The organism is Bacteroides faecis MAJ27, assembly GCF_900106755.1.
Classification (GTDB): Bacteria; Bacteroidota; Bacteroidia; order Bacteroidales; family Bacteroidaceae; genus Bacteroides; species Bacteroides faecis.
In genome coordinates this window covers 212,382-224,876 of record NZ_FNNN01000007.1, presented here as the reverse complement: position 1 = coordinate 224,876, position 12,495 = coordinate 212,382, and the positions used below count along the sequence as shown (strand labels likewise).

Genomic DNA, 12,495 nt, shown 5'->3' with positions numbered 1-12,495 from the left:
ACTTATCATTGCTATGATAAGATCTTATCATAATAATGACGCTATTTTATCATAAAAGTGATAATATCTCATCACATCTGTGATAAGTATAATTTGTCGGTAACAAAGATAAGGTTTAATAGTATGATAAACAAGAAATGACAGGATAATAATGATAAGTCTGGTTTTCAAAAAATGAATAGGAAAGAAAGTTGCAAATGGCTTTTTTTTGATATTATATTCGCATCCATTAATTATAAAAAAGAAGAAAATGGAACAAAAAAATGGTTGGTTTGCCTTTTGGCAAAAATTGATGAAGTGTCTTTCAAAACAAGATGAAACGGGAGTAGGGGATACAAAAAGTGTAGCACCTGTCAATACTATTATTCAGTCGATTAAGGAGGTATCATCGTCTAAAGAAAAAGACTCATCGAAAGTGAAGTCACTAACTGAGAGCGTAGATACTTTTTTAAAATCCCGCTATGATTTCCGCTACAATGTGCTGACAGAAGAAACGGAATATCGTTTGTTGGAACGAATGGAGGAAGGATTTGCACCTGTGAGTCAGCGTGTCTTAAATACATTCTGCCTGGAAGCTCACGAATCAGGTATTTCTTGTTGGGATCGTGATCTTTCACGCTGTATTTTCTCCACCCGTATTGCAGAGTATCATCCTTTCAAACTTTATTTGGAAGAATTGCCGGTATGGGATGGAGTGGATCGCTTGGCGGCTTTGGCACGCAGAGTTTCGAGAGACCAATTGTGGGTGAAAGAATTCCATATATGGATGCGGGGTATGACAGCACAATGGATGGGGGTTACGGGAAGTCATGCCAATAGTGTGGCGCCTTTGCTTATCAGTACGGAGCAAGGATATTTCAAGTCTACTTTTTGCAAATCGCTACTTCCTCCTGCGCTTCAGCGTTATTATATGGATAAGGTGGATTTAACCAGTCAAGGGCATATAGAACGGAGATTGGCGGAGATGGGACTTCTCAATCTGGATGAGTTTGATAAATATGCTCCGACGAAAATGCCGTTATTGAAGAATCTGATGCAGATGGCTTCATTAAGCCTGTGCAAAGCTTATCAGAAAAATTATCGCTCGCTACCTCGTATAGCATCTTTCATCGGGACATCGAATCGAAAAGATTTGTTGACTGACCCGACCGGTAGCCGCAGGTTTATTTGTGTGCTGGTAGAATATCCTATCGATTGTGAGGGGATTGACTATGCGCAACTTTATGCTCAATTGAAAGCGGAGATTTTGGCCGGTGAACATTATTGGTTTACCAAAGAGGAAGAGACGGAATTGCAGCAAAGTAACATGATGTTCTATCGTCAGGGACCTGTGGAAGACGTTTTGCGTTCCTGTTATCGGGCGGCAGAAAAAGGGGAAGAGTGTGAACTGCTTTCGTCTGCTGATATCTTTCAGCGGTTGAAGAAGAAAAATCCGGCAGCTATGCGTGGGGCAAATCCGGCGAGTTTGGCACAAATACTGATAGCAGTGGGGATAGAACGTAAGCATACCAAGTTTGGGAATGTGTATCGGGTAGTCTCCGTCTGATGGGAGGTGAAGCGGATGGTGAACAAGAGACCTTCACCCGCAATCGTCGTGCCAGAGGGAGTTGTGAAGGGTGAAGGGAGGAAAGGGGATTTGCTTATTTGGGATGAAAAATTGTATCCTTTTTGGGGACACTCTTTCCTTTTCTTTTTCGTTTTTTCTTCTTATCTTGCGAATGATAATTCATCTCATGTAAAAAGGTGAAGTAGAGAGATGTTTGATTATGGACAACATAAAATTTAATAGAAAATGAAAAACATTATTTTAATAGTAAGTTTATTATTGATGGGTGTGAGTAGTCGGGCAGACATATTGAACTCTTCTGATAATAAGAATGTGGCAGATAAATTTGATCCGATGCTTAAAGCAGCGTTGTTCCAAATGAAGATTATAGCTGATACCAGCTCTATTTTATTATCGGATATTGATTACGTGGAGGATTTGGAGCTGAAAACCAGTTTATGGATTGATAATGACGTGAATAGAGCGAAAACTACGAGGCATGAAATTACCTCATTAAAAGGCCTTGAGTATTTTTCTTCTCTACGTCGGTTAAAATTGGTGGGAAATCGGACTGATACATTGGAGTGTATTCCTGATTTTTCTAGATTTAAAGAACTTCGTGAGTTGGAAATTATACAAATCTACCTTCCGAAACTGGATATAAGTGGTTGTAAAAATCTCACGACTTTAAGTTGTAGAAGTTGTGATTTGAATACGATAGACTTGAAAAAGAATATTCAATTAAGAACTTTAGATTGTACTTATAACCGACTGACAGAATTGGATCTTAGTCATAATAAACAACTTCGAACGGTTATTGTTAAATCTCAAAGAAATAAAGGATTACTTTCGGAAGGAGGTCGTGCCGGGATATTATCTAAGTTGATTCTTCCGGATAACCGATCGAATACAGAAGGAATAAGTATACTTGAATGTTCGGATAATAATCTGGAGAAATTGGATATTAGTCGATCACCGCATCTTAGAAAAATAAATTGTAGTTGGAATAAGCTAAAAGCACTTGAAACATCACATAATCAAGAATTGCGGGAACTAAATTGTGAAGCAAATTATATTGGAGAGTTGGATTTTAGTGCTAACCTAAAGATGGAATTTTTAACTTGCGGATTGCAGGGATATGAGTGGATACGCCAAGAAGGGAATGATTATCGTTTATTGAAGAAATTGATACTCCCTGAGCAAAAAGAGAATGTGGAAGGAGTTTCGCTGCGTAAACTTTCTATTAAAGAAATATCAGAAGAAGCAATTCCGGTTTTTAGTGACTACCCTTATTTAAAAGAATTAAATTGTGCTGATAACAGACTAAAAACAATTGATCTTAGTGCAAATATATATTTGGAGGTTTTGGATTGTAGTAGTAATGCTATATCTCAGCTTGATTTACATTCAAATGTCAACTTGTATTCGTTGAATATTTTAAATTGTCCATTGCAAGTACTGGACTTGTCTCAGACAAAAGTGAAGCTAATTATGTGTGATTTCTATGATAGAAGAGAGAGGGGTGTGAAAAATGGATACATATCTGCTTTGTATTTAAAATTGATTGTTCCTAAAGGATACCATGCTGAAACTATAAACTTTAGAACCCCCACCTTAGAAACTGCCTCTTTTAAAAATGGCTCTATATATAATTATTTACCTCCACAATATGTCAGGATGGTAGTGTCAGGAAAATAGATACAAAACCTGATATAGCAGATAAAAAATAGTTGGAAATTTCTGGTAATGGATTATTTTTAAACCTATTGAGCGATTTTTGAACTCTTTATTCTGTCTCATTTTAAGGAATTGGAGTATTTTGAATGATTTGAGTACTCATTTCTTTTCTATTTTTATCAACTTTGCCACCATCAATTTCTACGATGATTTTAAATTTTATAAAAATAGAATAGACATGAATGGCACAAAAATGAAGAATCTTTTTGGGAAAGGTATGTTAGGTATACTCCTTGGGGGGATAATAACACTTTCTGTTTATCCGCTTTCAGCCCAAACAAATAGTAGATCCGGTAAAGGATTATATGAAATCTTTAGTACTAAAATACCGGACGGGGCGCAGTGGAAAGCTCAGGATAATAAATTTGTCCGTGATGGGGGATACTCTAAAAAAACAGAAAATTATATATATGTAGGAGCCTCTAAAAGTCCGGCAGAGTTGACCGGGCTATCCATTCCTATTCGCGAGAATCCGGGACCGGGTGAGTTTCGCTATATCACTTTTGCCTGGGTAAAATGGGGAGGTGATCAAATTGGAATGAAATTTCATGTTTCCGAAAAGTCTGCAAATCAAAAAGGCAAGAAATATGATTTTACTTATATAGCCGGCAAATCCAAGGATTTGATAAATCCGATGGAAGGTCTTAATCTCGGTGAGCTACCGGGACACTGGATGGTGATGACCAGGGACTTATGGAAAGATTTTGGTAATATTACGTTGACCGGTATTTCTTTTATCTGCCCGGAGAGGCGTGATGCGGGATTTGATGAAATCTTTCTCGCTAAGACACAGGATGATATAAAGAATGCTCCGAAAGTACTTCCGAGCGAAATTGCAACTCCGGTACCCGTTGATGGAGAAGAGGAAGGGCTGGTATATGAAGAGGGAACAACTAATGAGGATGAACAACCGCAAGGAGTACAGATTGACTGGGCTGCACAGATTAAAGCGGGAGGATTCATGATGTATCCGTTGTATTTGCTTGGATTGCTTGCCTTAGTAATAGCTTTGCAACGCTTGCTAACTTCAAGAGAAGGAAGATTGGCACCAAAAGGACTGCGTAAAACAGTCAGCGAATGCCTTGCACAAGGAGATTTGAAAGGTGCGATTGCAGCCTGTGATAAATACCCTTCCACATTAGGAAATTCGCTGCGTTTTATTTTCGAGCATGTGAAAGCTGGAAGAGAAGCTGTCAGCCAGACAGCTGGTGATATGGCCGCACGTGATATCCGTACACATTTGTCACGCATATATCCTTTGTCAGTCATAGCTTCCCTGTCGCCCCTTATCGGTTTGCTGGGAACAGTTGTCGGTATGATCGAAGCGTTTGGTCTGGTAGCATTGTATGGTGACGAAGGCGGCGCTTCTATATTGTCCGATTCTATTTCAAAAGCTTTGATTACGACTGCTGCCGGTTTGATCATCGCAGCTCCTGCCATTGCTTTGTATTTCATTATTAAAAATCGTATTATGAAATTGGCTTCTTTGGTGGAAGTAGAAGTTGAAAATGTAATTACTACTCTCTATCTGGAAGGAGATTCGACGGATATGAACACACCGGGGAGTAAGGAGGAGAAGCATGAGACTAAACTATGATGAAGAAGACAAAGTAGAGGTGCAGATGTCGCCCTTGATAGACTGCGTCTTTCTGCTACTGATCTTCTTCCTTGTGACTACTATGATGAAGAAGTGGGAAATGCAAATACCTTTATCACTTCCTTCAATGACTTCCAGCTTGTCTACCACCCGCGCCGGAGAGGAAGCTGTTATCATAGCAGTGGATGAGGAGAAAAATGTGTATCAGGTAGTAGGACATGATGCGTATACTGGTGAGAACCACTATGTGCCGATTTTTGATCTGAATACTTTCCTTACAGAACTCCGCAACAGTGAAGGTACGGAAATTGCTATTGATGTGGCGGCTTACCGGACTGTACCCGTAAATACGGTAATAGAGATATTCGATCAATGTCAAATACAAGGATTCACGCGTACGCGTGTCCGTTTGGGTAGTAAACCTTATTAAGCTTATGAGACTATCACTATTTAATAATGAAGATGAACCGGAAGTGTCTATGTCGCCCTTGATCGACTGTGTGTTTCTGCTATTGATCTTCTTTCTTGTCTCTACAATGACGAAGGTGAAAAACAGGGATATTTCAGTGGATCTGCCGACTTCGGAATCAGCTATAAAACTGAAACCGGATGATAAACAGGCTATTGTAGGACTGGATGCTGAAGGTAACTTCTATTGGGACGGACAACCTTGTTCGACTAATTTTATGATGGAACAATTGCGGGAGACCTGTATCTCTGATCCGGGTCGGCGTATCCGCATTGATATGGATAAAAACACTCCATTCGGACGTTTTGTGGAAGTAATGGATGCTTGTCAGTTTTATAATTTAACGAATATAGGAATACGAACATATGACGAAAACTACAACAGGGAGTAGCCGTCTGACGGTTATCCTATCATGGGTTATTGCGCTGGTCTGTCTGGTAGGAGGAGCGTTGTTTATCTGGCTGATGCCATCACCAGGACAGGGAGCTATTGACTTGCAAGCGAAAAAACAGAAATCTCCGAAAAGTATCAGTGATAAAATAAAGCAGGAGCAGGCTCAGCGGGAGCTTCCCGCTAATTATTCTGAGCAATTAGTGAAGCAGTCGGAAGTATTGGTCAAGAAAAATTTGGAAGATCAGCTTCGCAAATTTCAGGAAATGGCTAAGAAGATGAGGCAGCGGAAAAATGAATTGTTGACTAAAGTAGAGCAAAGAAAGTTACCACGTACGGCACCGGATGATGCTAATGATACTTCGAAAGCAAGGAATATTCCGCAGGCGGGCAAGTTATCTGCGAATCCGTCGGTAGATGATATGTATGCTCTTTTAAGAGAATATGAGGCTGAAATACAGCAGAACCATTTGGCTGCCAATGCAGCTAAACAGGCGCTTTCCAAGGGACTTTCGTTTCCCGAGGTTTATAGTTCTCTGAAGACAGGTTCTTCCCGTATGCCAAGTTTTGATGAACTGATTCGAATGCAGACTAAAGGAGGGGAATGGGCTACTTCAGCGGGAAGTAATGCCAGCGCAGGTCTGGAAATAAAAAGTACGGCAGACTTGAACAATTACCGTGGTCTGTTGGGACAAGCGACCCGACAAGCCGGACTTGCTCAATCTCGGTTGGAAAATCTCTTTGGAGTAGTGAAGCAGGTCGGAAAGCCCGGTGGCGGCTTTGGAATTGGCAATGGTCAGCCGGGCGGAGGTGAAGGCAGTGGCAATGGGAACGGTTTCGGTGGCATGGGGGAGGCAGCTCAGGGCAGTGGAAACAGACGTCCGATGAATGCTTATGCAGGTCCCCGGCTTAATCAGGAAATGGTAAAAGCTCAGGCATTGCCCGGACGGCGTTTCTCAAAAAGTGCGGATCGTAAAGGGTGGTTATATATTAACACATGGTATATGATAGGACCGTGGGAAAGTTTTGGGCGAGAGGACTTTTCGATTGTCCATCCGCCTGAGATATCTGTGGACTTTGATGCGGTATATACTGACGGACAAGTAGGTACAGGGGTGATGGAAACGGATTCTCATCCGATAAAGGTCATAGGGGAAGAAGTGTATTTGGATGGTACGCTGCGATGGAAGTTTATGCAAAGTGAATCAATGCATAATACGGTTCCTGTCACTACCGGACATTCTACTTATTATGCTTATACGGAACTTTATTTTGATGAGGCTACTACCATGCTGGTTGCCATCGGTACGGATGATAGTGGCCGGGTATGGATAAACGGTAAGGATGTATGGCGTGATTACGGGACCAGTTGGTACAACATTGATGAACATATTGCTCCTTTCCAGTTTCGACAGGGATGGAACCGTATTCTTGTTCGATTGGAAAATGGTGGAGGAGGAGCGTGTGGTTTCAGTTTCTTAATTATTCCACAAGAATGATGTCATGGTACATATTGGTCGGCGTATAGAAGATGAATTGCATAAGCGGGGATTATCCGTGAGTTGGTTTGCTGAACAGCTTTGTTGTTCGCGAACCAACGTATACAAAATCTTTGAGAAATCAAGTGTTGATACCGAACTTCTTTTGCGAATTTCTAGTATCTTACAGTGTGATTTCTTTCAGTGCTATTCAGAATGTTTGAAAGGAGGGGGTCAAAAGTAACTAAACTCTCTGTCATTAATAATCCTTGCTCCGTGTTGACTGACGCTTTCCTTTGTTGCCGAAGGTGTTGAACCGATAGGCAATATATGCCATAAAGTATACGTTAGAAGTACTGGATTCTCTATCGGTGATTGAATTTTCGGAAATGGAACGTTCCGAACTTTCGTTCTCACGGAGGATATCATATAGGTGAAATCGGATGGTTGCTTTTTTCTTTTTGAGGAAGCTTTTTGAAATTTGGGCATTCCATAGGGTACGGTTAGTGTCATTTTTACCTCCATATCCTCTTTTTAACCTGCAATCAATATTAGATGAAATTTTGATATCCCAAGGTAAGTTTAAATTAGCTTCCGCTCCGAATGTATAATCAAATGTTTCCCGTTGGTTATCCTTTTTGATAGAATGTTCAGATTTTTGATATCTGATTCCTGCCGATAATTTTTTATTTCTTCTCCGTTGATGGTTAGCTTGCCGTCTTCGTTAATTTCTGCTCCGGGTAATTTCTTGACTAATTCTTCCAGTGCTGCTCCTTCATTGACACGGTATGCAGAGGCATTATAGGCGGTTGTGTCACCTGCAACCACTACCGGGGGAGCTTGTGCTACGATAACAGTTTCTTTTAGAAGTATAGCATCGGGTTTCAGTTCAATTTTGCCAAGTTGGATGATTGGCTTAGTTGTATTGTTTATTTGCAGGGTTTTAAATTCAGTAGTGAATCCGATAAACGACAACTTAATCAGAAAATGTCCGGGAGGAGTTGTAAGTGTAAAATTACCTTGTTCCAGGCTGGAAGCTCCTTTTACATAATTACTGTCGGGCAGAGATAATAACTGTATGGTAGCTTGTCCGATAGGGAGCTGAGTATCTTCTTCCAGAATAGTCCCCTGAATAGTGACATGTTTAGTTTGCGCTTGAACAAAAGCAACATCTATACATGATATAAATAGTATGAATAGTAGTATGTAAGTCTTTTCGTTCATAAGGTTACCCATTATGAGGCGTTTTAGTGTTTATGGTATCGGTCACAAAGGTCTTAATTTTTTTTGTAAAGTAAGTTTTTTAAGAGATAAATAAAGTTTGAATTTTGACCACAATGGTTTAAAAATAGTTCAAAATGCCGGATTCTTGCAAATTGAATGATAATTGTTCTGTTTTGACTGATTTGAGGACCTTTGTATAATAATAATGTCTCATCTTTGCAACGGATGAAGTTTTCAATAGGTAATAGTTTTGATTTTAGGGTAACAACCAGGATTAGTTTTTAAATTCTCTGTCGGTCTTAATGGAAACATTGACCGGCAGAGAATTTCTTGAGAATTTTAATGTATCATGAAAACAATAGATTGAAAATGAAAAAGCCTTTATTGTATTTACTTGTTTTATTGGTTGCTGTTTTTAGCACTTCCTGTACCCAATCTTCCAAAGGGACTTTTGAGGTAGGAGATAAGACTTTCCTGCTCAATGGAGAGCCGTTTGTAGTGAAAGCTGCGGAAATTCATTATCCTCGTATTCCTAAAGAATATTGGGAGCATCGTATCAAAATGTCTAAAGCTTTAGGCATGAATACCATTTGTCTTTATGTGTTCTGGAACTTTCATGAACCGGAAGAAGGAAAATACGACTTTACCGGTCAGAAGGATATCGCTGCATTTTGCCGCATGGCACAAGAAAACGGAATGTACGTCATTGTACGTCCCGGACCTTACGTTTGCGCAGAATGGGAAATGGGCGGACTACCTTGGTGGTTGCTGAAAAAAGAAGATATCAAACTTCGTGAACAGGACCCTTATTATATGGAACGTGTAAAATTGTTTATGAACGAAGTAGGCAAACAACTGGCTGACCTCCAGATTAGTAAAGGTGGTAATATTATTATGGTACAAGTGGAGAATGAATATGGTTCGTTTGGTATAGACAAACCATATATTGCTGCCATAAGGGATATGGTGAAACAGGCCGGTTTCACGGGAGTTCCTTTATTCCAATGTGACTGGAATTCTAATTTTGAAAATAATGCATTGGATGATTTACTTTGGACAGTTAATTTCGGTACAGGGGCTAATATCGATCAGCAGTTTGAACGTTTGAAGGAACTTCGCCCCAATACTCCGTTAATGTGCAGTGAGTTCTGGTCCGGATGGTTCGACCATTGGGGAGCCAAGCACGAGACACGCAGTGCGGAAGAATTGGTGAAGGGGATGAAAGAGATGCTCGACCGTAATATTTCGTTCAGTTTATATATGACCCACGGAGGTACTAGCTTCGGACATTGGGGCGGAGCGAATTTTCCAAATTTCTCACCGACTTGTACTTCTTATGATTATGATGCACCGATTAATGAATCGGGGAAAGTTACTCCTAAATTCTTAGAAGTCCGTGATTTGCTGAAACAGTATTTGCCGGAAGGTGAAGAACTGGCGCCTATACCGGATTCTATTCCGACAATAGCTGTTCCTGAATTTAAGTTGGATGAAGTAGCCGTCTTATTTGATAATTTGCCGGAACCGAAGATTAGCAAAGATATCAAGTCGATGGAAGCGTTTGACCAGGGATGGGGTAGTATTTTATATCGTACCACTCTTCCGGCCTCTAAAGAAGAACAAACTTTAATTATAACTGAAGCCCATGACTGGGCACAGGTTTTCCTGAATGGAAAGAAGCTGGCTACGTTAAGTCGCTTGAAGGGTGAAGGTACAGTGATACTTCCTCCGATGAAAGAAGAGTCCCGACTGGATATTCTGGTAGAAGCAATGGGACGTATGAACTTCGGTAAAGGAATTTATGACTGGAAAGGTATTACCGAAAAGGTAGAATTGCAATCGAATGATGGGAATATTACATCTTTGAAAGACTGGCAGGTATATAACATCCCGGTTGATTATTCATTTGCACAAAATAAAAAATATGAGAAACGGGATAATACAGAAAAATATCCTGCATATTATCGCGGAACATTTACTTTGGATAAAGTGGGCGATACCTTCCTGAATATGATGAACTGGAGTAAGGGGATGGTCTGGATCAATGGCCATGCAGTGGGCCGTTATTGGGAAATCGGACCTCAGCAGACATTGTATGTTCCGGGATGTTGGTTGAAAGAAGGTGATAATGAGGTTGTTATATTGGATATGGCTGGTCCTGTAAAAGCTGAAACGGAAGGATTGGAACAACCGATACTGGATAATTTACGAGTACATGGTGCTGCATATGCTCATCGTAAAGTTGGGGAAAATCTGGATTTGACAGAAGAAACTCCTGTTTATGAAGGAACCTTCAAGCCGGGAAATGGTTGGCAACATGTGAAGTTTGATAAGGAGGTGCCTACCCGTTATTTCTGTATGGAGGCTTTGAATGCTTATGATGGCAAAGATTATGCGGCTATTGCCGAACTGGAACTATTGGGAACGGACGGTAAGCCATTGTCACGTCAGCATTGGAAAGTGGTTTATGCCGATAGTGAAGAAACGGAAGAAGCTAACAATATAGCAACTAATGTATTTGATTTGCAGGAATCTACTTTCTGGCATACAAATTATTCGACTGCCAAACAGAAGTTCCCCCATCAGATTGTGATTAATCTGGGTGAAGATAAGGTGGTGACCGGATTCTCCTATCTCCCACGTGCCGAGGCGGGTAAGACCGGAATGATCAAAGATTATCGGGTATATATAAAGAAGAATCCCTTTAAGCTTTAAAAGGAAATGAATGTAGAATAACAGATATAGTGTGTATTTATAATTTATAGGGTAAAAGGTTAATTATATTGTTCATTAAATTATGAAATAGAGAGTGGCTTTCACGTGAGTGAAGGTCACTCTTTTAGTTTTGTTCGCAATTAAATTATTTTATAGTAACTAAAACCCTGATAGTGGTTATATTTGTTCTCTCATCTGAGAAGGTGATTTATATAATTAACTAGTGTGCAAATGATGAAAAAAAATGGGTTTAGCCGGTGTGCTGAAATGTACATCGGTCGTTTACGAAAAGAGGGGCGCTATTCAACAGCGCATGTGTATGAAAATGCACTTTTTTCTTTCAGAGGGTTTTGTGGTACCTCTACTGTGTCATTCGGACAAATAACTCGCGAACACTTACGGTGTTATGGGCAGTATCTTTATGAACGTGGTTTAAAGCCTAATACGGTGTCTACGTATATGCGTATGCTACGTAGTATTTATAATCGGGGAGTGGAGTCGGGAAGGGCACCTTATGTTCACCGATTGTTCCATGAGGTGTATACGGGAGTGGATGTCCGCCAAAAGAAAGCTTTGCCGGTAACAGAGTTGCACAGGCTTCTATACGAAGATCCGAAATCGGATCATTTGCGGCGTACGCAGGCTATTGCTGCTTTGATGTTTCAATTCTGCGGTATGTCGTTCGCTGATTTGGCACATTTGGAGAAGTCATCCTTAGACCGGAATGTTATTTATTATAATCGTATCAAGACGAAGACTCCAATGAGCGTAGAAGTATTGGATACCGCTAAAGATATGATTTATCAGCTCCGGAACAGGCAACCTTCGCTGCGGGACTGTCCTGATTATCTGTTTGGTATCTTGAGTGGTGATAAAAAACGGAAGGATGAAGATGCTTATCGCGAATATCAGTCTGCTCTCCGAAAATTCAATAACCAGTTGAGAGGACTTGCAAAAGCTTTGCACCTGACCTCTCCTGTCACTTCGTATACGATTCGCCATTCATGGGCTACTACTGCGAAATATCGCGGAGTTCCTATTGAAATGATCAGCGAATCGTTAGGGCACAAATCAATCAAAACAACACAAATCTACCTTAAAGGCTTTGCTTTGAAAGAACGTACTGAAGTTAATAAAATGAATTTATCTTACGTAAAGAATTGCTTTGCAAAACGGAGTAATGATACAAAGTGCTGATAACCAGTGTGTGTAAGTAGGAGTTACTTCTTAGGTAACGGAAATAATAATGACGCAAAGATAGACAAAAAAATAAATAACAAGCAAGTAAACTATCCTTTTTTTCTTTTTTGATTAAAAAATAAGATAAAAATAGTCCGGA

Annotated in this window: 10 protein-coding genes; 8 read left to right on the top strand and 2 right to left on the bottom strand. The window is 40.1% G+C overall.

Annotation, left to right across the window (positions count from 1 at the left end; translation table 11 throughout):
- The first annotated feature begins 250 nt into the window (after positions 1-250).
- From BLW31_RS08720 to BLW31_RS08690, 6 genes are all read left to right on the top strand, one after another.
- The gene (locus BLW31_RS08720) at positions 251-1,546 is read left to right on the top strand and encodes a DUF3874 domain-containing protein (RefSeq protein WP_010537551.1); all 1,296 of its coding nucleotides are present in this window, start codon (positions 251-253) and stop codon (positions 1,544-1,546) included.
- A gap of 246 nt (positions 1,547-1,792) precedes the next feature.
- On the top strand, positions 1,793-3,244 hold the full coding sequence (locus tag BLW31_RS08710) for a leucine-rich repeat domain-containing protein (protein ID WP_010537553.1): 1,452 nt from the start codon (positions 1,793-1,795) through the stop codon (positions 3,242-3,244).
- A gap of 217 nt (positions 3,245-3,461) precedes the next feature.
- Positions 3,462-4,880 carry a MotA/TolQ/ExbB proton channel family protein gene (locus tag BLW31_RS08705; protein WP_022302281.1) on the top strand — a complete coding sequence of 473 codons (1,419 nt, stop codon included), beginning with the start codon at positions 3,462-3,464 and terminating at the stop codon, positions 4,878-4,880.
- The gene (locus BLW31_RS08700; RefSeq protein WP_010537555.1) at positions 4,864-5,310 is read left to right on the top strand and encodes an ExbD/TolR family protein; all 447 of its coding nucleotides are present in this window, start codon (positions 4,864-4,866) and stop codon (positions 5,308-5,310) included. Before BLW31_RS08705 ends, BLW31_RS08700 begins: the two co-directional genes overlap by 17 nt.
- A gap of 4 nt (positions 5,311-5,314) precedes the next feature.
- Positions 5,315-5,740, top strand: coding sequence for an ExbD/TolR family protein (locus BLW31_RS08695; RefSeq protein ID WP_008760582.1), 426 nt, complete (start codon positions 5,315-5,317; stop codon positions 5,738-5,740).
- Positions 5,715-7,238, top strand: a complete 1,524-nt coding sequence (locus BLW31_RS08690) for a hypothetical protein (RefSeq protein ID WP_010537557.1) — start codon at positions 5,715-5,717, stop codon at positions 7,236-7,238. The genes BLW31_RS08695 and BLW31_RS08690 overlap by 26 nt, the downstream gene beginning before the upstream one ends.
- A 238-nt stretch (positions 7,239-7,476) precedes the next feature.
- On the opposite strand, the gene BLW31_RS24750 is transcribed toward BLW31_RS08690, so the two are convergent.
- Together BLW31_RS24750 and BLW31_RS24055 are read right to left on the bottom strand one after the other, a co-directional pair.
- On the bottom strand, positions 7,477-7,860 hold the full coding sequence (locus BLW31_RS24750) for an outer membrane beta-barrel protein (protein WP_231946180.1): 384 nt from the start codon (positions 7,858-7,860) through the stop codon (positions 7,477-7,479).
- Positions 7,800-8,441: a carboxypeptidase-like regulatory domain-containing protein gene (locus tag BLW31_RS24055; protein WP_229035622.1), complete on the bottom strand. Its 642-nt coding sequence runs from the start codon at positions 8,439-8,441 to the stop codon at positions 7,800-7,802. The genes BLW31_RS24750 and BLW31_RS24055 overlap by 61 nt, the downstream gene beginning before the upstream one ends.
- Positions 8,442-8,810: 369 nt before the next feature.
- On the opposite strand from BLW31_RS24055, the gene BLW31_RS08670 reads away from it, so the two are divergent.
- Positions 8,811-11,156, top strand: coding sequence for a beta-galactosidase (locus tag BLW31_RS08670; RefSeq protein WP_010537561.1), 2,346 nt, complete (start codon positions 8,811-8,813; stop codon positions 11,154-11,156).
- A gap of 231 nt (positions 11,157-11,387) precedes the next feature.
- Entirely contained in the window at positions 11,388-12,353 is a 966-nt protein-coding gene (locus tag BLW31_RS08665) for a tyrosine-type DNA invertase cluster 3b (protein ID WP_022302280.1), read from the top strand.
- The last annotated feature ends 142 nt before the right edge of the window (positions 12,354-12,495 follow it).